This window comes from Streptomyces silaceus (genome assembly GCF_001419745.1).
GTDB classification, from domain to species: Bacteria; Actinomycetota; Actinomycetes; order Streptomycetales; family Streptomycetaceae; genus Streptomyces; species Streptomyces silaceus.
In genome coordinates, this window is sequence record NZ_LIRJ01000069.1 from 1 (window position 1) to 23,469 (window position 23,469).

Below are 23,469 nucleotides of genomic sequence, written 5' to 3' on the forward strand. Positions count from 1 at the left end.
GCGCCCAGGCAGTAGTGGATGCCGTGGCCGAAGCCCAGGTTGGCGCCGCCGCGTTCGCCGTCGCGGCGCAGTACGTCGAAGCGGTCGGGGTCGGTGTGGACCTGGGGGTCGGTGTTGGCGGAGATGAGGACGGGCTGGACGGCCTCGCCGGCGGCGAGGGTGAAGCCGCCCAGTTCGACGTCTTCCAGGGTGTAGCGCAGGGGGCTGATGGGGAACGGGGTCCACAGGCGGATCAGTTCGTGGACCGCGCCGGGCCAGCGTTCGGGTTCGGCGCGCAGCAGGGCGAGCTGGTCGGGGTGGGTGAGCAGGGCGGCCATGGAGTTGCCGAGCTGGTGGGCGGTGGTCTCGTGGCCGGCGAAGACGATGTTGATGACCAGGGTGACCAGTTCTTCGTCACGGAGCCGGTCGCCGTCCTCGGCCTGGGCCTTGAGGAGGGCGGTGATCAGGTCGTCGGCCGGGCTGGCGCGGCGGCGTTTGACCAGGTCCTTGACCTGTTCGACCATCGAGCGCAGGGCGTCGGGGGTGCGGTCGGGGGTCATGGAGACCAGCGCGTCGCCCCATTCCCGCCAGGCCGGCCGGTCGCTCTCGGGCACGCCGACCAGTTCGCAGATCACCGCGATCGGTACCGGGTAGGCGAACGTCTCGATCAGGTCGACCGGCTCGGGGCCGCCGGCCGCCGCGTCGATGCCGTCCAGCAGCTGGTCGACGATCTCCTCGATGCGCGGGCGCAGGCCGGTGACCCGGCGGGCGGTGAAGGCGTAGGAGACCAGCTTGCGCAGCCGGGCGTGTTCCGCCCCGGAGAAGTTGATCAGCATCCCGGTGACGTAGACCATCAGGTCCTCGGGGATGCCCAGCGCGGTCAGGTTGCGGATCAGCGGGTCCTCGGTGCCCGGCTCCGGTGCCCGCCGGGTGGCGAACCGCGGGTCGCTCAGCACCGTACGGACCTCCGCCGCCCCGGTCACGTACCAGGCCGGCGTCCCGTCCATCGCCCAGCCCCGCCACACCGACGACTGATCCCGCAGCCGCCCGAACTCCCCCCGCAGATCGGCCATTATCGCGGGATCCAGAAGATTGGGCTCATAGGTGTCAGTCATGGAACTGCTCCTTTATTAGCGCAGGGCGAGCGGGGTTTTTGTGCAGGGCAAGCACCGACATGCCGAATCGGCACATCGATCTCGGGGCTCGCGGTCATGGCGATGCCGCGCCTGTATTTGTGCGGCTGAATTGCACTTATGGGTGGCTTAATTCAACGGTTCCGGGCCGCAGGGAAATAGCGTGGTGAAGGGCGCGGGGGCGGCGGGGCCCCAGGGCTGCGTCATGGCCGGAACCAGTGGCCGTGGGCCGGAATCGGGAAAGGCGGCGCTCTGAACAATGGCGCACGCGGTAAGTGACAGTCGGGCCGAGAATCCATGGTCGAGGGCTTCCCCTGCCAGATCAGTGGGTCGAAGGCTGGCGACGCTCAGTTAATCGGGTCATCGGCGCGGGTGTCAACAAGATCGATACTCGGCATTTTCGGCCATCTTTTCTTTGGTGACAGTTTGTCTTGCCGGAACCTCTTGACGAAATCCGTTCCCGATTTCCCGATTGAAGTCGGTGGGAGTGGGCAGACGCGCACGACGCCCTGGCCACCGCTCCGCGGAGCGGTGGCCAGGGCATCGTCGAGGTGGATCCAGGGTGCTGACGGCGTCAGGTCGCCGGATCCACCACCCAGTCCGGATGCCCGGGCATCGGCGGTGTCTTCGGCCCGTACAGCCAGGGGCGCAGGAAGTCCGACAGGTCCTCGCCCGCGACCTTCGACGCCAGGTCGACGAACTGCTGCGTGCTCGCCGTGCGGCCCTTGAAGCCGCTCACCCACGCCCGCTCGATCTTCTGGAACGTCGCGTCGCCGACCTGCTCGCGCAGCGCGTACAGGACCAGGGCCGAGCCGTCGTAGCGCATCCGCTTGAACAGGTTCGGCTCGGTCGGCTCGGCGGGCGCGCCGTAGTCGCGACGCCAGATGTCGTGGTTCTGGTACGCGGTCTTCATCGCGGCCTCGAAGCTGTCGCCGCCGTGCTGCTCGGAGTACTCCCGCTCGTAGAAGCGGGCGTGCCCCTCGCTGAGCCACAGGTCGGACCACGACTTCAGGGCCACGCTGTCGCCGAACCACTGGTGGGTGAGCTCGTGCACCAGGTTCCGCTCGGCGTCGACCCGCGTGCCCAGCAGATCGGCCTTCGGCACGAGCGAGAGCGTCTGCGTCTCCAGGGCGACGCCGAGGTCGGTGTCCCCGACCAGCACGCCGTACCGGTTGAAGGGATAGGGGCCGAGCCGCTCCTGGAGCCACTTCAGGTGGTCGGGCGTGAGCCCCCGGTACGCGGCCGTCGGCTCGACCAGCTCGTCCGGGACCACGTCACGCAGCGGCAGCCCGCCGGGGCCCTCTCCGTCGACCAGTTTGAACCTGCCCACGGCCAGCTGCACCAGCTGGGTGGAGAGCGGCTGCTCGGAGTCGTACGTCCAGCGGATCCGGCCGTCGGGCCGCGCGGCGCGCGAGACCAGCTTGCCGTTGGCGACGGCCGTGCGGTCGCCCGGCGTGGTGATGCGGAAGGTGATCGGCGCGCGCTGGCTCGGGTGGTCGTTGGCCGGGAAGATCAGCCGGGCGCCGTTCGGCTGGGGGTAGACCACCGTGCCGTCGGGCGTGGGTATCCAGCCGTAGTCCTCGATCGCGTCGTCGCGGTGCCGGGTCTGCGTCGGGTCGGCGGTGTACGTCACCTTGACCGTGAAGGAACTGCCCTTCGGTATCGGTGACTTGGGTGTGACCGTCAGCTCGTCGCCGGCGCGTGACGTGCCGGCCGCGGACCCGTTCACGGAGACGGTGTGCAGGGTGTTGCCGCCGAAGTCCAGGTTGAAGCGTGACAGCGCCTGCGTGGAGTGCGCCGTGATCGTCGTCGTGGCCTCGAACGGCGTCTTCGGCGCCTGCCAGTCGAAGTCCAGGTAGTAGCGGTCCACCCGGTACCCGCCGTTCCCGTCCAGCGGGAACATCGGGTCGCCGAGCCCGGGCGCGCCCGGCGACGGCTTCTCGGCGGCCGCCGGCGCGGCCTGCGAGACCGGTGCGGTGAGGGCGGCCGCCGCGGTGATCGCGGCCGCGAGGGCGAGCCGTGCTCTGCGGCGGTGCGTCCGGTTCGTGCTCATCGGAAACCTTTCGGTCGGATGCTGCGCGGACGTACGGCGACTCTCGTCATCGTCGACAGTCGTGTTCCGTCTTAGACGCACGGCGGTCCCTCTCAGTTGTGGGTGACCAAGGTCTCTCCCACAACCGCACGTCCGGCTGGCAAGGTGGAGGGGTGTTCGTGGGGGGAATCCACAACCGCTCGCGGGGCCGTGCGCCCCGCCGGACGAACCTCAGCGAGATGCCATGACCGCGACCTCTGCCATCGCAGCCCAGACCCGCGCGACCGCCCGCACCGGCGGCCCCAAGGAGGACGGCCCGAACGTCCTGGAGCACCTCGCGGGCTGGACCCTCGTCGTCGTCCTGGCGATGCTCGTCACGCAGACCGGTCTGCTGTGACCCCGCTCCCGTAGCCCCCGTCGTCGAGGCCGGCCCGCCAGTGCCGCCCCGGCACGCCCACCAGGCCGTACAGCCACCGCACCGGCGACCGCCGGTGCAGCAGGACGACGCCCGCCGCCACCGCGAAGAGCGGCAGGCCGAGCCAGCCGCCGAACAGGCGCACCAGGGCGCTCGCGAGGAGCGCGCCCGCGAACGGCAGGCCGTGGACCCCGGCCGCCGCGATGGCGATCGCGAGGATCCGCGGCACCTTGCGGTCCTCGTCGGCGCCCGGCAGCGACCAGCCCTCCATGAGCCAGCCGATCTCGGTCACCAGCATGGTCCCGATCACCGCGGCGCCGAAGAGCAGCAGCGCCAGGAACGTCCCGGACGTCAGGAAGTCCAGGAGGTGGTTGAGCACGCTGTCCTTCGGCCAGTCGGCGAAGTCCCGTGTGCCGGGGGACAGGAAGCGCTCGTACCCGCGCCCGTCCCAGCCGTGGACCAGCGTCCCGAACAGCAGGAAGTAGCCGCCCACGCACTGCAGGTACGCCCAGTACCCCGCTCCCACCAGCACCAGGGACTGCGCCACCAGGAACCCGAGGATCGCGGCGACCGGGATCCCGCCCGCGTAGAACAGCACGAACCCCGCCCACACGCCCTCGTGGCCGTGCGCCACGTGCATGGTCGCCCAGGCGGGGTTCTGCCAGAGCAGGAAGAGCCCCGTCGGCACCATCAGGACGGCGGCGAAGAGCGCCGTGAGCGCGAGATAGGGGTTGGCGGCGCGGCTGCGGGTGCGCGGTCCCTCGCCCGCGTTGATGCGCTCCCACACCTGAAGCTGCCGCCCGGCCGAGACGGCGAACGTCGCGCCGATCGCGTACGCCCAGAAGAGCGCGGCCTGGATCTGGATCATGCGCCCGCCCCCGCCCTCAGGAAGCCTTCAGGGTGAGCCCGCCCGCCACGATCACGTCCGAGGTGACCTGGGCCTGTTCGGCGCTGACGTCCGTCATGAAGACGAACGGCGGCACGACCGGCGGCACCGGCAGCTTGTCGGGCGTGAAGGTCAGACAGAGGATGCCCTCCAGGCACCCCTTGAACTTGGTCAGGTACAGCGTGACCTCGCCGCTCAGGTCCAAGGTGTCGGCGCCCAGGGCGAGTTCGCGCCCGCCGTCGCGCGTCCTCAGCCGGTAGTCCGTGAGCGAGGCGGCCTTCATCCGCAGCACCATGACCTTCAGCGGCCCGTCCGCGCTCGGGATTTCGGTGACGCCCGCCAGCGTGAAGCCCTGGGGCGCGAAGAGCGTGGTGGTGACGGTCGGCGGCACGCGCGGCGCCACGATCGCCTCGGTGGGCGCCGCCTTCGCGGTCCCTCCGTTCAGCACGATCCCGGCGACGATCGCCACGGGCAGCAGCACGGCGAGCGTCCGTGTGCCCTGCCCGTCGCGCGCCCGGGGCCGCGCCGGGTCCTCCTCGGCGTCCTCGGGCACCGGCGTCCAGCCGAACCCCATGGCGCTGCCCGCGATGCCGAGGAGCATGCCGACGAGGAACCCGCCGAGATTGGTGGCCGCGAAGGAGAGCACCGACAGGATCAGGGCGTTGACGCTCACATAGTGGTGCGTGTGCGGCAGCAGCCACAGGAAGAGCCCGGCCACGACCAGCGCGATCCCGATGCCGAGCGCCGCGAGCCCGCCGAGCCCCAGACTGACGAGCACGGTCAGCGGCGACAGCGGGACCAGCAGCAGCTCGGCCCCGCCGAGGACCAGCAGCAGCCCGCCCCAGAACGGCCGGGTGCGCCGCCACCGGCGCACCGCCCGGCGCTGCTCGGGCCAGGGCAGCCGCCGGTCGAGCCAGCCGCCGCCGTCCCTGCGGAAGGCCTTGACGCCGCCTCTGCCGCCACCGGTCAGAAGCACTTCTTGCCGCCGATGCTGACATCGACCTTCATGCCCTTGAGCCGGAAGTTGCCGCCGGTCGCCGACCAGGCGTGCGACTTCACGCCGGACACCGTGATGTCGCCGGCCTGGAGCCCGAACTTGCCCTTCTCGCCCTGGATCCCGGGCACTTCGTCGAGCGTCGAGGCGTCCCGGCCGATCTGCGCGGTGCCGAAGCGGGCGTCGCCGACCAGGTCCTCGCCGTCGATGACGAGGTTGCTCGCGGTGACGTTGCCCGCGTCGCCGCCCGCGGTCAGCTTGAACACGACGGTGCCGACCGGGGTCTTGACCTCGGCGGCCTGGCAGATGTCGGAGAGGGTCGCGTCGCCGATCCCGAGGAGCGCCACGGGGTGCCCCTTGCCGTCGATGTCCCGGTCCGTCTGGACGTACGAGGACAGGCCCTGGCTCGTCAGTCTGCCGGACGAGACCTGGAAGCTGGTGCCCGAGACGGCGAAGGACGCGGCGAGCGCGCCCTCGGCCATCACGGAGGCCATCACGCCGACGGCCAGGACGGCCGGCATGGCCACCACGGCCGTCTTCTTCCAGGAGGTTCTGCCCTCGCGTAACGCGCTGCGTGCTGCGCCCACTGTCTTCCTCCCGTACGTCGTTCCGCGTCGTCAAGCGTGCGTAAGGGGAGTGCGTGAAGCGCCAACGGGAGCCGGACCGGCACAGGGCACCGTTCTGCCATACTGCGGACCATCCCGAGGCAGTTGGAGACTAGGGCCGAAATTGAATAATAGTCAACAGCGCGGCACGGACCGCTCCGCGGCACGGCGCGCCGAACTCATCGCCATCGGCCGGAAGTTGTTCGCCGACACGTCCTACGACGCCCTGTCGATGGACGACATCGCCAAGCAGGCGGGCGTCGCCAAAGGGCTGATCTACTACTACTTCAAGTCCAAGCGCGGCTACTACCTCGCGATCATCGAGGACTCCGTCGCCGACCTGGTCGCGCGGGCCGGGCGCCACGACGACCTGCCGCCCGTGGGCCGCGTGCAGCGCACCGTCGACGGCTATCTGCGCTACGCCGAGCACCACCAGGCCGCGTACCGCACGATCATCAGCGGGGGCGTCGGCTTCGACGCCGAGGTGCACGCCATACGCGACGGCGTGCGCGAGGCGCTGATCGGGACGATCGCCGAAGGGGCGTACGGCCGCAAGGACATCCCGCGCCTCGCGCGCACCGCGCTGCTCGGCTGGCTGTGCAGCGTCGAGGGCGTCACCCTCGACTGGATCGGCCACCGCGACCTGTCCCGCGAGAGCGTCTGCGCGCTGCTGGTGCGCACCCTCGGGGACACGCTGCGCGTCATCGAGGACTTCGAGCCGTCCTGTCCCGCGCCGGCGCGGCCATGAGAACGGGGCGGGAGCCGCCGACCGGCTCCCGCCCCGAGTCCTGTGCGCGCAAGGTCAGTTGATGGCCTTGATCAGCTCACCGTTGGACGTGTCCCCGCTGAGCTCCCAGAAGAAGGTGCCTCCCAGGCCCTGCTGGTTCTTGTAGTCCATCTTCCCCGCGATGGTCTGCGGGGTGTCGTAGCTCCACCAGTTGGTGCCGCAGTGCGCGTACGCGGTCCCGCCGACCGTGCCGTTGGCCGGGCACTTGGTCTTCAGTTCCTTGTAGTCGTCGATGCCCTGCTCGTACTTGCCCGCGGCCGGTCCGGTCGCGGTGCCGCCGGGCTCCTTCTGCGTGACCCCCGTCCAGCCGCGGCCGTAGAAGCCGATGCCGAGCAGCAGCTTCTCGGACGGGATCCCGAGGCCCTTGAGCTTCTTGATCGTGGCGTCGGAGTTCCAGGACTCCTTCGGGATGCCGGTGTAGGAGGTCAGCGGCGAGTGCGGGGCGGTCGGGCCCTTCGCGTCCCAGGCGCCGAAGAAGTCGTACGTCATGGGGTTGTACCAGTCGACGTACTGCGCCGCGCCCGCGTAGTCGGCCGCGTCGATCTTGCCGCCGTCCGAGCCGTCCGCCGGGATGGCCGCGGTCACGAGGTTGTTCGCGCCGAACTTCGAACGGACCGCGGACATCAGGTTCTTGTACGCCTCGCGCCCGCTGGTGTCGCAGGTCAGACCGCAGGCGTTCGGGTACTCCCAGTCGATGTCGATGCCGTCGAAGACATCGGCCCACTTGGAGTTCTCGACCAGGTCGTAGCAGGACTGGGCGAAGGCCGCGGGGTTCTTGGCCGCCTCGGTGAACCCGCCGGACCAGGTCCAGCCGCCGAACGACCAGAGGACCTTGAGGTCGGGGTGCTTCTTCTTCAGCTTGCGCAGCTGGTTGAAGTTGCCGCGCAGCTCCTGGTCCCAGGTGTCGGCGACACCGTCCACGGACTGGTCGGCGGTGTAGGCCTTGTCGGTCGCCGCGTAGGCGTCGCCCATCGTGCACTTGCCGCCCTGGACGTTGCCGAAGGCGTAGTTGATGTGCGTGAGCTTGTCGGCCGAGCCGGACGTGTCGATGTTCTTGACGTGGTAATTCCGGTCGTAGACACCCCATTCGGTGAAGTATCCGACGACCTTGTTCCCGGCGGCGGCCCCGGCCTTCGCGGTCTTCGCCGAGCCGGTGTCCGGGTCGGCCGCCGCGGTGCCCGCGCCGGCCAGCAGGCCCGCGCCGAGGACGGCGCAACAGGTGGTGGCGAGCAGCGCCTTGAAACCGGTGCGGTGGGTGTGCGGTCTGAGCATCGTGTCTCCTCGTGGGGGGAAACAGGGAGGGGGGAAGTGGTGCTGTGGACCTGCGTATGAGACTTGGCATGAACGCGTTAAGACGTTCGGGGGAACAGTAGGAGGACTAGACCAGTGGGGTCAATGGTTCGTACCAATCCCGCCGGGATGAACGATCTTCGGCTATCTTTCGAGTAAGCGGTCGTTAACTAGTGACTGGATGCCGTCGATCGGGCATACTCAACGCGCCACAGCCGCTGGTCAGCCGCTTCCGTGACCCGGAAAAAGGCCCCGGCTCGGCATCGTTTCCCGGCGGTCCCGCCCCACCCAGCGCGGAGCCGTCGTAGCCCGACAGGGAGGAGAGCGTCATGCCCGACCACACCCCGGTGGACCGCCAGCTGCCCACGGATGAGGCCAGGGATCTGCTCTCGCTCGTCCGGGACATCGCGCAGCGCGAGATCGCCCCGAAGGCCGCCGAGGAGGAGGACGCCGGGCGCTTCCCCCGCGAGGTCTTCACCCTGCTCTCGGAGTCCGGACTGCTCGGACTTCCCTACGACTCCGGGTTCGGCGGCGGCGACCAGCCGTACGAGGTCTACCTCCAGGTCCTGGAGGAGCTGGCCGCCGCGCGCCTGACCGTCGGCCTCGGCGTCAGCGTCCACTCGCTGTCCTGCCACGCGCTGGCCGGGTACGGCACCAAGGAGCAGCAGACCGAGCACCTGCCCGCCATGCTCGGCGGCGGCCTCCTCGGCGCGTACTGCCTCTCCGAGCCCTCCTCCGGCTCCGACGCCGCCTCGCTGCGGACCAAGGCCGTCCGCGACGGCGACGACTGGGTGCTCACCGGCACGAAGGCCTGGATCACGCACGGCGGAGTCGCCGACTTCTACACCGTCCTGGCCCGCACCGGCGGCGAGGGCGCCCGCGGCATCACGGCCTTCCTGGTGCCGGGCGACGCCGAGGGGCTGAGCGCCGCGGTGCCCGAGAAGAAGATGGGCATGAAGGGCTCGCCCACCGCGCAGGTCAACTTCGACGGCGTGCGTGTGGCCGATTCCCGCCGTATCGGCGACGAGGGCCAGGGATTCGCCATCGCGCTCTCCGCGCTCGACTCGGGGCGGCTCGGCATCGCGGCCTGCGCGATCGGCGTGGCCCAGGCGGCGCTGGACGAGGCGGTCGCGTACGCCACCGAGCGGCAGCAGTTCGGGCGGCCGATCGCGGACTTCCAGGGGCTTCGCTTCATGCTCGCGGACATGGCGACGCAGATCGAGGCGGGCCGGGCGCTCTATCTGGCCGCGGCCAGGCTGCGTGACGTGGGTCGGCCGTTCTCCAAGCAGGCGGCCATGGCCAAGCTGCTGTGCACGGACGCCGCGATGAAGGTGACGACGGACGCCGTGCAGGTGCTCGGCGGATACGGCTACACCCTGGACTTCCCCGTGGAGCGCCTCATGCGCGAGGCCAAGGTGCTGCAGATCGTCGAGGGCACCAATCAGATCCAGCGCATGGTCATCGCACGTCACCTCGCGGGTCCCGACTCCCGCTGAACTGTCCCCGGTGCACCGGCGGCGCCACGAGCCGGGCCCACTCCGGGTCGTGGCGGCCGGGCAGGGTGCGGCCGCGGTCGGCCCAGTACCGGATCAGGGCGCGGTAGATCGGCGGGTCCTGGAGATGGGCCGGCTGGAGGTGCGGCGGCTGGGGATGGGGCTGCGGGCGCGGCGGCGGGAACTGCTGGTGCGCCTGGGGGTGCGGCTGGTGCGACGGGTGCGGCTGCTGATGCGGCGGAGGCTGCTGGGGCCGCTGGGGAACCGATTCTGCGGAGGCGGGAACCGTCACCAGGGTGCGCCGCCGATGGCCGGTGGGGAGGTGGGTCGGGCCCATGTCCGTGCCCATGTCCGTGGGGGTCATGTCAGGCCAACGCCCGCCGCCGTGTCGAAGTCACCCTCCGGTTGATTCGAGCGTCAGTTCACGGCGCGCCCGTGCGGAGGGGCGGACGCGGGCGGGCGCGGGGGCGCGGGCGCGCGCCAGGACGGCGGTGCGGTTTCTCGTACGTACGGGGCCCTGCTCATCGCCCCGCGCATCCTGAGCGCCTCGCCCGGATCCCGTACGCACCTGGAACGTCCCCGCGAGGATCCCCATGCGTACCCGGAACGTCCCCGCGCGGCCCCGCGAACGCGGGCCGACACGTGTCTGGCTCCGTCCCGCGAACTGACGTACCGTCAACTCCGCGCCGGAGGGCCCCACGCCTCCCGCCACCCTGAACTGCCGTGCATCCAGGGAGGTTTGCTGTGGCAGACGACCGTCCGGTCCCGCTCGACGAATACCCCGTGCACCAGGTGCCGCTGTCGATGAAGCACGTCGCCACGGGTGACCGCAACGCCTACGACCGGTGCATCTTCCACCTCTTCGACCATGAGGGCCGCGCCCTGCTCATCCTCGGGCTCGGCGTCTATCCGAACACCGGCGTCATCGACGCGTACGCCACCCTGCGCACCGGCGACACGCTCCATGCCGTACGCGCCAGCGACGCCCTCGGCGAGGACCGGATGAACCTCTCCGTCGGGCCGCTGCGCATCACCGTCGACGAGCCGCTGCACCGCATCCGTCTGGAGTGCGCCGCCGACCCGGGCGACCCCGACTCCCTCGCGTACGACCTCACCTGGACCGCGGACTTCCCCGCCCTGTGGGAGCCGCACCACCTCCAGCGCCGCGGCGACCGGCTCAGCCTCGAAGGGCGCCGTTTCGTGCAGGCGGGGCGGCCCAGCGGGGTGATCCGCGCCGGCGGCCGGGAGATCCCCGTGTCACCGGGGGAGTGGACCGCGACCCGCGACCGCAGCTGGGGCGTGCGGCCCATCCCCGGTGAGGAACGCGGGCGTCTGGAGGAGGAGTTCGCCACCGAGGGCTTCCACTGGATCTGGTGCCCGGTGCGCTTCGACGACCGCTTCCTGATGGTCGTCGTCCAGGAGGACGCCGACGGCTACCGCACCCTCAACGACGCCACCCTCGTGCGCCCCGACCGCCCCGACCGCCAACTCGGCTGGCCCCGGACCGACATCTCCTACCGCTCCGGCACCCGCCACCCCGAACGCGCCGTCGTCCACCTCACCGACCCCGAGGACCGCAAGCCCCTGGAGCTCGGCGTCGAGGTGCTCGCCTCGCTGCCGCTGGCCGTGGGCGCCGGATACCCGCCCGCCGACGACTGGCAGCACGGCACCTGGCGCGGCCGTGACTGGACCGACCGCCGCACCTACGACCTGTCGGACCCCTCGGCCCACCCGCTGGCCGCGTACGGCGTCATCGACCACGCCGCGCGCTTCACCCTGGACGGGCGGACGGGATACGGGATCTTCGAGCACGGCAGCTTCGGCCGCCACGACCCGAGCGGGTTCACCGGGTTCGACTCCACGGCGCCCTGAGGACCGGACAGGAGGAAGGAGCACGGAGATGGCCACGGCACCCCGCCCCCGCACCACCACACGCGAACCCGAAGAGCTCGCCCGCCGCCTCACCGCCTGGCTCGACACCCGGCTGCCCGGCGCCAAGGCGGTCGACGTGAGCGTCCCGGAGTCCAACGGCATGTCCAGTGAGACCCTGCTCTTCGCCGTCGAGCACCCCGAACCACCGCTCAGAAACTGCGCGTTGCGGCTCGCCGCCGACCCGGCCGCGTACACGATCTTTCCCGTCTACGACATGCCGCGGCAGTACCGCACGATGCGGCTCGTCGCCGAGCACACCGACCTGCCGGTGCCGCGCGTGCTCTGGCTGGAGGAGGACCCGGCCCCGCTCGGCGCGCCCTTCTTCGTCATGGAGCGCGTCGCGGGCCGCGTCCCGCCGGACGTCATGCCCTATACGTACGAGGGGAATTGGCTGTACGAGGCGAGCGACGCCGAACGCGCGCACCTGGAGGCCGCCTCCGTGCGGATCCTCGCCCGCCTGCACGACGGCGTGCCGGCCGACGCGGCGTGCTTCCTCGCGCTGCCCGGCGAGGGCAGCCCGCTGCGCCGCCACGTCACGGCCCAACGCGCCTACTACGACTGGGTGGTGCGCGGACTGCCCCGCTCACCCCTGATCGAGGGCGCGTTCGACCGCCTGGAGGAGCTGTGGCCGTCCACCGAGGGCGAGACCGTCCTCAACTGGGGCGACGCGCGCATCGGGAACATCGTCTACGACGGCTTCGAGCCCGCCGCCGTCCTCGACTGGGAGATGGCGGCGCTCGCCCCGCGCGAGGTCGACCTCGGCTGGATGGTCTATCTGCACCGCTTCTTCCAGGACCTGACCGTGAGCTTCGGCCAGCCCGGACTGCCGGACTTCCTGCGCCGCGAGCACATCGAGCAGGCGTATGCGCGCCTGACCGGACATGTGCCGCGGGCCATGGAGTTCTACACGCTGTACGCGGCGCTGCGGCACGCCGTCGTCATGCTGCGCGTCGCCTACCGCCAGGTCCACTTCGGCGAGGCCGAGGCGCCCGCGACCGCCGAGGCCGCGGACAGGCTGATCCTGCACCACGGCAGTCTCACCGCCATGGTGCAGGGCAGCTACTGGTGAGTCAGGCCGCGGGCCTGTGCTGGTGCGGCACGCGGATGGGGCGCGAGCCCGGACCGCCCACGTGCGAGAAGGGCTGCGTCCGCCAGTCGAGCCCCTGAGGGAGCGTCAGGAGCAGGGCGGTGTCCTGCTCCTGGGCCTCCATCGACTCGTCGGCGGGCCGGGCGTCGGCCGCGGCGCGACCGGTGCCGGCGCAGACCGTGAGGCCGAACGGATTCCACGGGGTCGGGCACAGCGCGTGCTCGGGCAGGACGTCCTCGTCGGCGAGGAGTGCGATGGGCTGCCCGCAGTCGGGGCAGCTCACCCGGTACATCTCGAAGGTGTCGTAGGCGTCGAGAAGGTCGTCGGCCGGTTCGACGCCCTCCGGCTCGGGCTCGGCGATCGGCTGCTGCTTGACGCGGGCAGACCTGCCGGGGCGCTTCAAGTTCTGCATGGGAATCTCCCCCTCGGGTGGGCCGACAAGGCGCTGCGGCCTCGACCACAGCAAGCACTTCCCGCCACGCGGTGGAGGTAATCGCGGCTTCCCGCAGGACACGGTCATAAGGGTGTGTCGTTCGTCACATGCCAAGGGGAGTTGCCTGGCCAACAGGGGTGCGAAGGCCCCTGCACGCCGGGGGGAGCCGCCCGGTCACAGGCCTCCGGCGACCGTCGCGTACTGCTCGGTGCAGAACACGATGAACCCCACGCACCCCGTGAACAGGGCCACGATGGCAAGCGCCGTCATGCGCCTCATCGGCCGTCACTTCCTCTCGGCGCGCGCCCCGATGGCGCTCCGCCCACCCCTCCATGCTCCGCCTCCGGGCACCCGTGACATCGCGCCGAAGGTCACCGGAGCGCGGGACCTTCGGGCGCTCCGGTATCCGGGGGGATCAAGAGCCCTGTAGGTTCGGCGCATGGAGGAGCTGGACCGACAGATCGTGCAGCTGCTCGTCAAGGACGGGCGGATGAGCTACACCGACCTGGGCAAGGCCACGGGCCTGTCCACGTCGGCCGTGCACCAGCGGGTGCGCCGGCTGGAGCAGCGCGGCGTCATCCGCGGCTATGCCGCGGTCGTCGACCCCGAGGCCGTCGGGCTGCCGCTCACGGCGTTCATCTCGGTGAAACCCTTCGACCCCAGCGCCCCCGACGACATCGCCGAACGCCTCGCGGGCGTCCCGGAGATCGAGGCGTGCCACAGCGTCGCCGGCGACGAGAACTACATCCTCAAGGTGCGCGTCGCCACCCCGCTGGAGCTGGAGCACCTCCTCAGCCGCCTGCGCGCGCTCGCCGGCGTCTCCACGCGCACGACGGTCGTGCTCTCCACTCCGTACGAGGCGCGCCCGCCGCAGGTCTGACGGCCCGGCGCCGGCCGGACCGCCCACCCCCGGGTCCGGCCGCCCGTCCGCAGGGGCGAGACTGGTCCCATGAGCCAGAGCACCGCCCCCCAGGACTCCCCGGACCCCCAGGACCGCGACCCCCGGGATCCACAGAACCACCGCACCGTGCTGCTGCGCGGCGGCGATGTCCACAGCCCCGCCGACCCGTTCGCGACCGCGATGGTCGTCGAACACGGTCAGGTCGCGTGGGTCGGTTCCGAAGGGGCGGCGGACGCCTTCGCCGACGGCGTCGACGAGGTCGTCCACCTCGAAGGAGCCCTGGTCACCCCGGCATTCACCGATGCCCACGTGCACACCACGGCCACCGGCCTCGCGCTGACGGGACTCGACCTGACCGGGGCCCGCTCCCTGGCCGACGCACTCGTTCTCGTCCGCGAACACGCCGCCGCACGGCCGCACGACACCGTCCTGCTCGGCCACGGCTGGGACGCCGCCCGCTGGCCCGGCGGACGCCCGCCCGCGCGCGCGGAGCTCGACGAGGCGACCGGCGGCCGTCCGCTCTACCTCTCCCGCATCGACGTCCACTCCGCCGTCGTCACCACCGCGCTGCTCGACCTGGTCCCCGGCATCACCGAGCGCACCGGTTTCCACCCGGACGCCCCGCTGACCGCCGACGCCCACCACGGAGTGCGCGCCGCCGCCCTCGCCGCGATCACCCCGCGGCAGCGCACCGAGGCCCAGCGCGCCGCGCTCGGGCACGCCGCCTCCCTCGGCATCGGCTCCGTGCACGAGTGCGCGGGCCCCGACATCTCCGACGAGGACGACTTCACCGGGCTGCTGCGGCTCGCCGCCGAGGAGGCCGGGCCGCGCGTCGTCGGCTACTGGGCCGAGGCGGACGTCCGGCGGGCCCGGGAACTCGGCGCGGCCGGCGCCGCGGGCGACCTGTTCGTGGACGGCGCCCTCGGCTCGCACACCGCCTGCCTCCACGAGCCGTACGCCGACGCCCCCCACACCGGCCGTGCCTACCTGGACACCGCCGCCGTCGCCGCGCACGTCGTGGCGTGCACCGAGGCGGGCCTGCAGGCGGGCTTCCACGCCATCGGGGATGCCGCCGTGACCTCCGTGGTCGAAGGCCTGCGCGCGGCCGCCGAGAAGGTCGGCCTGGCCCGCGTGCGCGCCGCACGGCACCGCGTCGAGCACGCCGAGATGCTCACCCCCGAGACGATCGCCGCCTTCGCCGAGCTCGGCCTCACGGCGTCCGTGCAGCCCGCCTTCGACGCCCTGTGGGGCGGCGAGGACGGCATGTACGCCCAGCGCCTGGGCGCCGAGCGCGCCCGCACCCTCAACCCGTACGCGGCCCTCCTGCGCGCCGGTGTGCCCCTCGCGTTCGGCTCCGACAGCCCCGTCACGCCGCTCGATCCCTGGGGCACGGTCCGCGCCGCCGCCTTCCACCGCACGCCCGGGCACCGCGTCTCGGTGCGCGCCGCGTTCACCGCCCACACCCGGGGCGGCTGGCGGGCCGTCGGCCGCGACGACGCGGGTGTCCTGGTGCCGGGCGCGCCCGCGGACTACGCCGTGTGGCGCACCGCCGATCTGGTGGTCCAGGCCCCCGACGACCGGGTGGCCCGCTGGTCGACCGACCCGCGCTCGGGCACCCCCGGCCTGCCGGACCTCTCGCCCGGCGCCGAACTGCCCGTCTGCCTGAGCACCGTGGTGGCCGGTACACCGGTCTTCGTGCGGCCGGACGAGTGATGTCCCGGCGGTGCGCGGCACGGATCACGGTCCGCCGTCCCGTCGCACGACCTGGGAATCCTCGGCACTGACCTGGTGGTCCCGGCGATCGCCCCAGTTCAGGGGGGTATTGACAGATTGCCGCCGTGGGCCGGTAGGTTCGGCCGGGTCCACCACAGGACGTCCGACCGGCGAACCTCCACGCGATCGTCGAACGCCGCTGGGTCATGGGTGGTGTGCCGCACCGGCGCACCACCACTGGGAGCCAGGTCCAGCGCCCGCGACGCGGAGGCGAGGGAACGTATCAGCCGATCGGCAGGTGTGACCCGGGTCGGGCCCGGACGCTCAGTAGACAACGGCTTTCGGTCGATCCGCAGCCAGCGGGTCCCAGGTCGGCCCGAAGGGCGCCGGGCCCCGATCCGCAGTACTTTCCCCCGTCGCGTGCGGTACTTCTCCCGTACATGACGGGCACTTCGCCCCTGACCTCCGTGCCGCCGCAGCGGCGCAGGCGGCGGCCATTATGGTGGTCCTCTGCGTACGAACGAAGGGGCAGTAGTGAACGACGGCGGCGGGGTCTCCGAAGCGGGGGACCAGGGGAGGCGGTTCGGCTCGCTCGGCACGGCCTTGGTGATCATTCCGACCTACAACGAGGCGGAGAACATCCAGTCCATCGTCGGCCGGGTGCGGGCCGCCGTGCCGGACGCGCACGTCCTGGTCGCCGACGACAACAGCCCCGACGGCACCGGCAAGATCGCCGACGAGCTCGCGGCCGACGACGACCAGGTCCACGTGCTGCACCGCAAGGGCAAGGAGGGGCTGGGCGCCGCCTACCTCGCGGGCTTCCGCTGGGGCCTGGAGAACGACTACGGCGTGCTCGTCGAGATGGACGCCGACGGCTCCCACCAGCCCGAGGAGCTGCCCCGGCTGCTCACCGCGCTCAAGGGCGCCGACCTCGTGCTCGGCTCGCGCTGGGTGCCGGGCGGACGGGTCGTCAACTGGCCCAAGCACCGCGAGTTCATCTCCCGCGGCGGCAGCACGTACTCGCGCCTCCTGCTCGACGTGCCGATCCGCGACGTGACGGGCGGCTACCGCGCCTTCCGCCGCGAGACCCTCGAAGGCCTCGGGCTCGGCGAGGTCGAGTCGCAGGGGTACTGCTTCCAGGTCGACCTCGCGCGGCGCGCGGTCAAGGCGGGCTACCACGTCGTCGAGGTGCCGATCACCTTCGTCGAGCGGGAGCTCGGCGACAGCAAGATGAGCCAGAACATCGTGGTCGAGGCGCTGTGGCGGGTCACCGCGTGGGGCGTGGGGGAGCGCGTCGGCAAGGTCATCGGCCGCAAGCAGCCGTGACCGCGGCCGGGGCCCGGCCTTCTTGATCATCTCCTTATCCCGGACTGAGGCGGGCCCAGGCACACTGGGAGCATGACGACTGGCGCACCGCCTCCCATCCGACCCGCCCGGCCCCGGCGCTCCGGGCCCCTGAGGTTCCTGCCGCTCGGCATCGCCGCGTGGCTGGTCCTGGAAATCTGGCTGCTCACCGTCGTGGCGGGCGCCACGAGCGGGTTCGTGGTCTTCCTGCTCCTGGTGGGCGGCCTCGTGCTCGGCTCCGCGGTGATCAAGCGGGCGGGGCGCAGGGCCTTCCGCAGGCTCAGCGAGGCGGTGCAACAGCAGCAGAGCGGCGTCACGCCCGCCGCGGAGAGCGGCGGCGGCAGCGCCCTGACGATGCTGGGCGGCCTGCTGATCATCCTGCCCGGACTGATCTCGGACGTCCTCGGCCTGGTCCTGCTGGTCCCGCCGGTCCAGAAGGCGCTCGGGAAGTTCGCGGAGCGGACCTTCGAGCGCAAGGTGCGCGAGGCGACCCCCGGCGGGCTCGGGGACGCCTTCCAGCAGGCCCGGATGCACCGCCCGGACGGCAAGGTCGTCCAGGGCGAGGTCATCAGGGACGACGAGCCGTCGACGCGGAGCCCGCGTCCGGACGATCCGCAGCTGCCGTACTGACGCCGGCGCCGCGCTGAGTCCGCCGTGCCTGATGGCGCGGCGCTGATTCCCCTCGCGGCCGCCGCACCGATCGATCCGTGCCGGGCCCGGCACTGTCGGGCCCGGCACCGTCGGGGCCGGTTGCGGAGGATCTGCTTCCGGCAGCAGGACGCGCAAGGGCCGGGGCCACTGCTCAGCAGTGGCCCCGGCCCTTTTATGCGTGGTGCGCTGTGCGGTACTCCGCGTCGTTCGCCGTCAGGCGGACTTGCGGCTGTCCCGCGGATGCACCGCGATGTTCATCGCGCCGGACCGGAGGACCGCCAGGCGCTCCTCCAGGACCTCCTCGAGTTCTTCTCGAGTACGGCGCTCCATGAGCATGTCCCAGTGCGTACGCGCCGGCTTGCCCTTCTTCTCCTCGGGGCCGTCCCCGTCTACGAGGAGTGCCTGGGCCCCGCAGACCTTGCACTCCCACTCCGGCGGGATCTCCGCCTCGACCGAGAACGGCATCTCGAAACGATGTCCGTTCTGGCATGCGTACTCCACGGCCTGGCGCGGGGCCAGGTCGATGCCGCGGTCGGTCTCGTAGCTTGTCACCACGAGGCGCGTGCCGCGAAGAGCTCGCTCACTCATGAATCGTGCCTCCCGGGCTTGTCGCCCACAGGACAGGTGTCGCTGTCGTCGTCATCCGGTCAACGTCCGGTCGGCGGTAAAGATTCCCGTTCAGGGTCATGCGTCGCCGTCGTATGCCGCCCCTTGTTGTACCCACCAGCGCCCGGTTTGTCACATCTGGCAGCAGATGTCACCCAGCGTTTCTGAATCTTCAGCTCGCAGTAACGGTCCGCCTGGCAGGCCAAAGGCGTACACTACCGGCCTTTGGCTTCAGTTGCTAAATCCGATCGGGTACGGGATTTCCCGCGTCCTCCACCGCGCGCCGCACCGGAACCCGGGCAAGCAGGGCGAAACCGAGCACAAAGAACGCCACGAGCGAGAGGATCGCGTCCCGGTAGCTGCCCGTGAGCTGGTACGTGAGGCCGAAGATCATCGGTCCCAGCCAGGACATCCCGCGGTCGCTCATCTCGTACGCGGAGAAGTACTCGGCCTCCTTGCCGCGGGGCACCAGATGCGAGAAGAGGGAACGGGAGAGCGCCTGGCTGCCGCCGAGGACCAGACCGATCCCCGCGGCGAGCACGAAGAACCACGCGGGTGCCCCGGCGGGCAGGAAGTACCCCGCCCCGATCGTCACCGTCCACGCCACCAGCGAGCCCAGGATGGTGCGCTTGGCGCCGTACGTCCGGGCGAGCCGCCCCATGGCGAGCGCCCCGGCGACCGCCAGCACCTGCACCAGCAGGACCGCGACGATGAGCGTGGACTGTTCGAGCCCGAGCTCCTCCGAGCCGTAGACGGACGCCTGCGAGATCACCGTCTGCACCCCGTCGTTGTAGACGAGGTAGGCCAGCAGGAACGCCAGCGTGTGCGGATGGCGGCGCATGTCCCGCACCGTCTCCACCAGCTGCCCCCAGCCGCCCCGCGCCGGGGCGCCGGCCTCGGACGGCGGTGTCCGACGGTCCCGCAGCCGCTTGAGGGGGACGAGGGTGAAGGCGCCCCACCACAGGCCCGCCGACGCCAGACAGATCCGGACCGCCGTCGCCTCGGAGACGCCGAAGCTGTCGTGCGCGAGGAACAGGACCAGGTTCGCCACCAGGACCAGGGCGCCCGCCGCGTATCCGAAGGCCCAGCCGCGCGAGGAGACCGCGTCGCGCTCCTCCGGGGGCGCGATCTGCGGGAGGTAGGAGTTGTAGAGCACCGTCGAGACGGCGAGCGAGGAGTTGGCGACGATCAGCAGGAAGCCGCCGAGGAGATAGCGGTCGCCGTCCAGGAAGAACATGCCGGCCGTCGCCGCCGCCCCCAGATAGGCGGCCACGGCGAGCAGCGGCTTCTTGCGGCCCGTGCGGTCGGCGGCGGCGCCCGCCAGCGGCATCACGAAGACCGAGAGGATCACGGACACGGACACCGCGTACGCGAAGAAGGAGCCCGCGCTGACCGGGATGCCCAGCGGGTGCACGTATCCGTCGGCGTCCGCGGCGGTCTTCGCGATCTCCGTGAGGTACGGCCCCAGGAACACGGTCAGGACGCTCGTCGAGTAGACCGAGCACGCCCAGTCGTAGAAGTACCAGCCCCGTTGCTCGCGGCGCCGCTCGGCGGCCTCGTCGGCCGCCGCCGTTCCCAGGGTGTCGGTGCCCACCCGTGACCTCGCTGTTCCCCGTGGTGCGAAGCCGCCCTCGGGGCGGTCAGACCCAGGTCCCCCGGTCCTTCAGCACCTCGCGCAGCGTCTCGATGTGATCGGAAACTATGCCATCCACCCCCAGGTCCAGAAGGGCCCTCATGCGGTCGGCGTCATTCACGGTCCACACGTGGACCTGCATCCCGCGCGCGTGGGCGGCCCGCACGAAGCGGCGGTCGACCACCCGGATCCTGCCGTGCGTCTCGGGCACCTGGGCACAGACGGCCGAGCGGCGCAGGGCCGCGGGCACGCCGTACGACAGCAGGCGCAGCGCCGCCACGCCCCGGGTGCCCAGGGAGGTGGCCAGGCGCGGGCCCGCCAGGCGCTGGGCCCTGGCCACGCGGGCCTCGGAGAACGAGCCGACGCAGACGCGGTCCCAGGCGTCGGTGCGGCGGAGCAGGTCGAGCAGCGGGCGCAGCGCGGGCTCGGCCTTCATGTCCACGTTCCAGCGCACCTCGGGGAACGCCTCCAGGAGCTCCTCGAAGAGGGGCACCGGTTCGTCGCCCGCCACGCGCGCGTGGCGCACCTCGCTCCACGGGAGGTCGACGATGCGCCCGCCCCGGTCCGTCACGCGGTCGAGCGTGGCGTCGTGGAAGGCGACGAGGCGGCCGTCGGCCGTGGCGTGGACGTCGGTCTCGATGTAGCGGTAGCCGAGGTCGACGGCGCGCCGGAAGGCCGCGGCGGTGTTCTCCAGGCCGTCGGCCGCCCCGCCGCGGTGGGCGAGGGCGAGCGGGCCGGGATGGTCGAGATAGGGGTGGCGTACGCGGGTGGTCACCGCTGCAGTATCGCCTGCCCCGACGGACCGCCGGAGGCCACGACCCCTCCGGCGGAAGGCGTGGGGACGGCGAAGCGGCGCAGGAAGAACTGGGCGAGCGGGCCGATGGACAGGGCGTACAGGACGGTGCCCACGCCGACGGTGCCGCCGAGCGCGAAGCCGGTGGCGACGACCGCCACCTCGATGAGCGTCCGCATCAGGCGGATGGACTGCCCGGTCCGCGCGTGCAGCCCCGTCATCAGGCCGTCCCGGGGGCCGGGGCCGAAGGCGGCCGCGATGTAGAGGCCGGTCGCCGCGCCGTTCAGGACGATCCCGAACACCAGGAGGGGGATGCGTACGGCCAGGCCGTGCGCGTCGGGGAGCAGGGCGAGGGCGCCGTCCATCGCCAGGCCGACGACGAAGACGTTGGAGACCGTGCCGAGGCCGGGACGCTGGCGGAGCGGGATCCACAGCAGCAGGACCACGGCCCCGATGACGATCGACACGACGCCGATCGAGAGGCCGGTCAGCTCCGCGAGGCCCTGATGCAGCACGTTCCACGGCTCCAGGCCGAGGCCCGACACCACGAGGAGCGCCGAGCTCACGCCGTACAGCGCGAGGCCCACGTACAGCTGTGTGAGTCTCCGGGGCAGATGCCGCTTCGTCGCCTCAGATGTCGTGCCGGACAAGAGGATCCCCCTGCTGGTGGTGGTTGTGGCCTGACCCGTGACACTCTGTGGCTTGCACAGAGGAGCCAACCATGGCCAATTCGGGGAAGGTGGACTGGTAATCATGGCTCAGTGGACTTCGGCGATGGGCTCGACGCAGCTCGCCCGCCTCCTCGCCTCCCAGCAGGACCGCCCGGCGGGCTCGGGCAGCCGCCGCCCGCCCGCCTACCGCGCGCTCGCCGACGGCATCCGGCTGCTCGTCCTGGAGGGCCGCGTGCCGGTCGCCGCGCGGCTGCCCGCCGAGCGGGAGCTCGCCGTCGCGCTCGCCGTCAGCCGCACCACGGTGGCCGCCGCCTACGAGGCGCTGCGCACCGAGGGGTTCCTGGAGTCCCGCAGGGGAGCGGGCAGCTGGACCGCCGTCCCGGCCGGCAACCCCCTGCCCGCGCGCGGGCTCGAACCGCTGCCGCCCGAGGCGCTCGGCTCCATGATCGATCTGGGCTGCGCCGCGCTGCCCGCGCCCGAGCCCTGGCTCACCCGGGCCGTCCAGGGCGCCCTCGAAGCGCTGCCGCCGTACGCCCACACGCACGGCGACTACCCGGCGGGGCTGCCCGCGCTGCGCGAGATGCTCGCCGAGCGCTACACCGCGCGCGGGATCCCCACGATGCCCGAGCAGATCATGGTGACGACCGGCGCGATGGGCGCCATCGACGCGATCTGTCATCTGTTCGCGGGCCGCGGCGAGCGCATCGCCGTCGAGTCCCCTTCGTACGCCAACATCCTCCAGCTGATGCGCGAGGCCGGCGCCCGGCTCGTGCCCGTCGCGATGGCCGAGGGGCTCCAGGGCTGGGACATGGACCGGTGGCGCCAGGTCCTGCGCGACGCGGCGCCGCGACTCGCCTATGTCGTCGCGGACTTCCACAACCCCACCGGCGCGCTCGCGAGCGAGGACCAGCGCAGGCAGCTGGTCGAGGCGGCCCGTTCGGCGGGCACCGTCCTCGTCGTCGACGAGACGATGAGCGAGCTCGGGCTCGACCCGGACCTCGCCATGCCGCGCCCCGTCTGCGGGTTCGACCCCGCGGGCTCGACCGTCATCACCGTCGGCTCGGCCAGCAAGGCCTTCTGGGCGGGCATGCGCATCGGCTGGGTGCGGGCCGCTCCCGACGTGATCCGCAGCCTCGTCGCCGCGCGCGCCTACGCCGACCTCGGCACTCCGGTCCTTGAACAGCTCGCCGTGAACTGGCTCCTGAACACAGGCGGTTGGCAGGCCGCCGTCGACGTGCGCAGGGCGCAGGCCAGGGAGAACCGCGACGCGCTGGTCGCCGCCGTGCGTCGTGAGCTGCCCGAGTGGGAGTTCGAGGTGCCGAGCGGCGGGCTCACCCTGTGGGTGCGGACCGGGGGCGTCTCGGGGTCGCGGCTCGCCGAGGTGGGCGAGCGCGTGGGGGTCCGGGTGCCGTCCGGGCCGCGGTTCGGAGTGGACGGCGCCTTCGAGGGGTATGTGCGGCTGCCGTTCACGGTGGGCGGCGCGGTGGCCGAGGAGGCGGCGGTGCGGCTGGCCGCGGCGGCCCGGCTCGTGGCGACGGGCGCCGGCGCCGGTGCGGAGAGCCCGCACACCTTCGTCGCCTGACGCCCGTCTCCGGAGACACCGGGTTCAGCTCGTGGTTCAGCTCCGGGTTCAGCTCTCGGCCGCGACCGGCTCCGCCTCCGTGGCCTCCTCGGTGGCCGTCGCGTCCGCCGGAGTGCTCCGCTCCGGCAGCAGCTCCATGACGGCCCTGCGGTGTGCCTCGCTGGTCGCGTCGTCGTAGGGATCGGGCGTCGCGGGCACCTGGAGGCGGTGCACCTGGCCCGTGCCGAGCCGGGCATAGCCCCGGCCGGGCGGGACGTCGGCGGTGGGTGTCGTGTGGGGCGGCACCCCGAGGACCTCCTCCAGCTGGTCGGGCGTCGCGGGCCCGAGCACCACCCGCGCGCGCGTGTGCTGGCGCACGGGGTCGATCAGTACGTCCAGGCAGTCGAGCTGATCGGCCACCACGACCGTCACATTGGCCGCCCTGCCGTGCCGCAGGGGGACCTGCAGCAGCGACTGGGGGTCCTTGCGCCCGTCGGCGGCGGCGAGGTGCCCGAGCGCGCTCGGGCGGT

The 23,469-nt window shown here is 71.9% G+C and carries 22 protein-coding genes and 1 pseudogene; 10 read left to right on the forward strand and 13 right to left on the reverse strand.

Annotated elements, in window-relative coordinates; translation table 11 throughout:
• The coding region (locus AOK22_RS08035; RefSeq protein ID WP_157872197.1) for a cytochrome P450 family protein at window positions 1–1,094 on the reverse strand (1,094 nt) is incomplete at its 3' end.
• 592 nt (window positions 1,095–1,686) lie between these two features.
• Window positions 1,687–3,165, reverse strand: coding sequence for a M1 family metallopeptidase (locus AOK22_RS08040; protein WP_079036426.1), 1,479 nt, complete (start codon window positions 3,163–3,165; stop codon window positions 1,687–1,689).
• Window positions 3,166–3,388: 223 nt separating this feature from the next.
• Here AOK22_RS08040 and AOK22_RS40745 point away from each other — a divergent pair, with 223 nt between their 5' ends.
• Window positions 3,389–3,541, forward strand: coding sequence for an SCO1431 family membrane protein (locus tag AOK22_RS40745; protein WP_107101889.1), 153 nt, complete (start codon window positions 3,389–3,391; stop codon window positions 3,539–3,541).
• Here AOK22_RS40745 and AOK22_RS08045 read toward each other — a convergent pair.
• Genes AOK22_RS08045 through AOK22_RS08055 form a run of 3 tightly spaced genes read right to left on the reverse strand, consistent with a single transcriptional unit; the run spans window position 3,519 to window position 5,960 of the window.
• Window positions 3,519–4,427 (reverse strand): hypothetical protein, encoded by a 909-nt coding sequence (locus AOK22_RS08045; protein ID WP_055697895.1) that lies wholly within the window; start codon window positions 4,425–4,427, stop codon window positions 3,519–3,521. The genes AOK22_RS40745 and AOK22_RS08045 overlap by 23 nt on opposite strands.
• A gap of 16 nt (window positions 4,428–4,443) precedes the next feature.
• Window positions 4,444–5,421, reverse strand: coding sequence for a DUF6114 domain-containing protein (locus AOK22_RS08050; RefSeq protein ID WP_425264013.1), 978 nt, complete (start codon window positions 5,419–5,421; stop codon window positions 4,444–4,446).
• Window positions 5,412–5,960, reverse strand: coding sequence for a DUF6230 family protein (locus AOK22_RS08055; RefSeq protein ID WP_237773102.1), 549 nt, complete (start codon window positions 5,958–5,960; stop codon window positions 5,412–5,414). The genes AOK22_RS08050 and AOK22_RS08055 overlap by 10 nt, the downstream gene beginning before the upstream one ends.
• A 208-nt stretch (window positions 5,961–6,168) precedes the next feature.
• Between AOK22_RS08055 and AOK22_RS08060 the strand changes: the two genes are divergently transcribed.
• Complete coding sequence (locus AOK22_RS08060) at window positions 6,169–6,792, forward strand: TetR/AcrR family transcriptional regulator (protein ID WP_055697897.1); 624 nt, start codon at window positions 6,169–6,171, stop codon at window positions 6,790–6,792.
• 54 nt (window positions 6,793–6,846) lie between these two features.
• On the opposite strand, the gene AOK22_RS08065 is transcribed toward AOK22_RS08060, so the two are convergent.
• Window positions 6,847–8,103, reverse strand: a complete 1,257-nt coding sequence (locus tag AOK22_RS08065; protein ID WP_055697898.1) for a glycoside hydrolase family 18 protein — start codon at window positions 8,101–8,103, stop codon at window positions 6,847–6,849.
• 347 nt (window positions 8,104–8,450) lie between these two features.
• On the opposite strand from AOK22_RS08065, the gene AOK22_RS08070 reads away from it, so the two are divergent.
• The gene (locus AOK22_RS08070; protein ID WP_055697899.1) at window positions 8,451–9,617 is read left to right on the forward strand and encodes an acyl-CoA dehydrogenase family protein; all 1,167 of its coding nucleotides are present in this window, start codon (window positions 8,451–8,453) and stop codon (window positions 9,615–9,617) included.
• Here AOK22_RS08070 and AOK22_RS08075 read toward each other — a convergent pair.
• Entirely contained in the window at window positions 9,580–9,978 is a 399-nt protein-coding gene (locus AOK22_RS08075; RefSeq protein WP_055697900.1) for a hypothetical protein, read from the reverse strand. The genes AOK22_RS08070 and AOK22_RS08075 overlap by 38 nt on opposite strands.
• A 380-nt stretch (window positions 9,979–10,358) precedes the next feature.
• Here AOK22_RS08075 and AOK22_RS08080 point away from each other — a divergent pair, with 380 nt between their 5' ends.
• Both AOK22_RS08080 and AOK22_RS08085 read left to right on the forward strand, forming a co-directional pair.
• Window positions 10,359–11,486 (forward strand): Rv3169 family protein, encoded by a 1,128-nt coding sequence (locus AOK22_RS08080; protein WP_055697901.1) that lies wholly within the window; start codon window positions 10,359–10,361, stop codon window positions 11,484–11,486.
• A 28-nt stretch (window positions 11,487–11,514) separates the two neighbouring features.
• A complete protein-coding gene (locus tag AOK22_RS08085; protein ID WP_055697902.1) occupies window positions 11,515–12,615 on the forward strand; it encodes a phosphotransferase family protein in 1,101 nt (366 codons plus the stop codon).
• 1 nt (window position 12,616) lies between these two features.
• Here AOK22_RS08085 and AOK22_RS08090 read toward each other — a convergent pair whose 3' ends face one another.
• Window positions 12,617–13,045 (reverse strand): hypothetical protein, encoded by a 429-nt coding sequence (locus AOK22_RS08090; RefSeq protein WP_055697903.1) that lies wholly within the window; start codon window positions 13,043–13,045, stop codon window positions 12,617–12,619.
• 460 nt (window positions 13,046–13,505) lie between these two features.
• Between AOK22_RS08090 and AOK22_RS08095 the strand changes: the two genes are divergently transcribed.
• The 4 genes from AOK22_RS08095 to fxsA all read left to right on the forward strand — a co-directional run bounded on the left by AOK22_RS08095 (window position 13,506) and on the right by fxsA (window position 17,654).
• The gene (locus AOK22_RS08095) at window positions 13,506–13,946 is read left to right on the forward strand and encodes an Lrp/AsnC family transcriptional regulator (RefSeq protein WP_030789227.1); all 441 of its coding nucleotides are present in this window, start codon (window positions 13,506–13,508) and stop codon (window positions 13,944–13,946) included.
• Window positions 13,947–14,015: 69 nt separating this feature from the next.
• Window positions 14,016–15,680 carry an amidohydrolase gene (locus tag AOK22_RS08100; protein ID WP_079036427.1) on the forward strand — a complete coding sequence of 555 codons (1,665 nt, stop codon included), beginning with the start codon at window positions 14,016–14,018 and terminating at the stop codon, window positions 15,678–15,680.
• Window positions 15,681–16,214: 534 nt separating this feature from the next.
• Window positions 16,215–17,006: a polyprenol monophosphomannose synthase gene (locus tag AOK22_RS08105; RefSeq protein WP_055697904.1), complete on the forward strand. Its 792-nt coding sequence runs from the start codon at window positions 16,215–16,217 to the stop codon at window positions 17,004–17,006.
• Window positions 17,007–17,078: 72 nt separating this feature from the next.
• Window positions 17,079–17,654 (forward strand): FxsA family membrane protein, encoded by a 576-nt coding sequence (gene fxsA / locus AOK22_RS08110; RefSeq protein WP_055697905.1) that lies wholly within the window; start codon window positions 17,079–17,081, stop codon window positions 17,652–17,654.
• A 234-nt stretch (window positions 17,655–17,888) separates the two neighbouring features.
• Here fxsA and AOK22_RS08115 read toward each other — a convergent pair whose 3' ends face one another.
• The 4 genes from AOK22_RS08115 to yczE all read right to left on the reverse strand — a co-directional run bounded on the left by AOK22_RS08115 (window position 17,889) and on the right by yczE (window position 21,357).
• Window positions 17,889–18,263, reverse strand: a complete 375-nt coding sequence (locus AOK22_RS08115) for an RNA polymerase-binding protein RbpA (protein WP_030360404.1) — start codon at window positions 18,261–18,263, stop codon at window positions 17,889–17,891.
• A gap of 256 nt (window positions 18,264–18,519) precedes the next feature.
• Window positions 18,520–19,875 carry an MFS transporter gene (locus AOK22_RS08120; RefSeq protein WP_055697906.1) on the reverse strand — a complete coding sequence of 452 codons (1,356 nt, stop codon included), beginning with the start codon at window positions 19,873–19,875 and terminating at the stop codon, window positions 18,520–18,522.
• 46 nt (window positions 19,876–19,921) lie between these two features.
• Complete coding sequence (locus AOK22_RS08125) at window positions 19,922–20,689, reverse strand: glycerophosphodiester phosphodiesterase family protein (RefSeq protein ID WP_055697907.1); 768 nt, start codon at window positions 20,687–20,689, stop codon at window positions 19,922–19,924.
• Window positions 20,686–21,357 carry a membrane protein YczE gene (gene yczE / locus AOK22_RS08130; RefSeq protein ID WP_107101890.1) on the reverse strand — a complete coding sequence of 224 codons (672 nt, stop codon included), beginning with the start codon at window positions 21,355–21,357 and terminating at the stop codon, window positions 20,686–20,688. The genes AOK22_RS08125 and yczE overlap by 4 nt, the downstream gene beginning before the upstream one ends.
• A gap of 103 nt (window positions 21,358–21,460) precedes the next feature.
• Between yczE and AOK22_RS08135 the strand changes: the two genes are divergently transcribed.
• Window positions 21,461–22,960, forward strand: coding sequence for an SCO1417 family PLP biosynthesis transcription factor (locus tag AOK22_RS08135; RefSeq protein WP_055697908.1), 1,500 nt, complete (start codon window positions 21,461–21,463; stop codon window positions 22,958–22,960).
• 48 nt (window positions 22,961–23,008) lie between these two features.
• On the opposite strand, the pseudogene AOK22_RS08140 reads toward AOK22_RS08135, so the two are convergent.
• Window positions 23,009–23,469: pseudogene (locus AOK22_RS08140) on the reverse strand (hypothetical protein); the annotation flags it as partial.

Coding starts and splice junctions, on each gene's coding strand:
- AOK22_RS08040 (WP_079036426.1), bottom strand. CDS start 3,165: ATGAGCACGAACCGGACGCACCGCCGCAGAGCACGGCTCGCCCTCGCG.
- AOK22_RS40745 (WP_107101889.1), top strand. CDS start 3,389: ATGACCGCGACCTCTGCCATCGCAGCCCAGACCCGCGCGACCGCCCGC.
- AOK22_RS08045 (WP_055697895.1), bottom strand. CDS start 4,427: ATGATCCAGATCCAGGCCGCGCTCTTCTGGGCGTACGCGATCGGCGCG.
- AOK22_RS08055 (WP_237773102.1), bottom strand. CDS start 5,960: ATGCCGGCCGTCCTGGCCGTCGGCGTGATGGCCTCCGTGATGGCCGAG.
- AOK22_RS08065 (WP_055697898.1), bottom strand. CDS start 8,103: ATGCTCAGACCGCACACCCACCGCACCGGTTTCAAGGCGCTGCTCGCC.
- AOK22_RS08070 (WP_055697899.1), top strand. CDS start 8,451: ATGCCCGACCACACCCCGGTGGACCGCCAGCTGCCCACGGATGAGGCC.
- AOK22_RS08075 (WP_055697900.1), bottom strand. CDS start 9,978: ATGACCCCCACGGACATGGGCACGGACATGGGCCCGACCCACCTCCCC.
- AOK22_RS08085 (WP_055697902.1), top strand. CDS start 11,515: ATGGCCACGGCACCCCGCCCCCGCACCACCACACGCGAACCCGAAGAG.
- AOK22_RS08090 (WP_055697903.1), bottom strand. CDS start 13,045: ATGCAGAACTTGAAGCGCCCCGGCAGGTCTGCCCGCGTCAAGCAGCAG.
- AOK22_RS08095 (WP_030789227.1), top strand. CDS start 13,506: ATGGAGGAGCTGGACCGACAGATCGTGCAGCTGCTCGTCAAGGACGGG.
- AOK22_RS08100 (WP_079036427.1), top strand. CDS start 14,016: ATGAGCCAGAGCACCGCCCCCCAGGACTCCCCGGACCCCCAGGACCGC.
- fxsA (WP_055697905.1), top strand. CDS start 17,079: ATGACGACTGGCGCACCGCCTCCCATCCGACCCGCCCGGCCCCGGCGC.
- AOK22_RS08115 (WP_030360404.1), bottom strand. CDS start 18,263: ATGAGTGAGCGAGCTCTTCGCGGCACGCGCCTCGTGGTGACAAGCTAC.
- AOK22_RS08135 (WP_055697908.1), top strand. CDS start 21,461: ATGGCTCAGTGGACTTCGGCGATGGGCTCGACGCAGCTCGCCCGCCTC.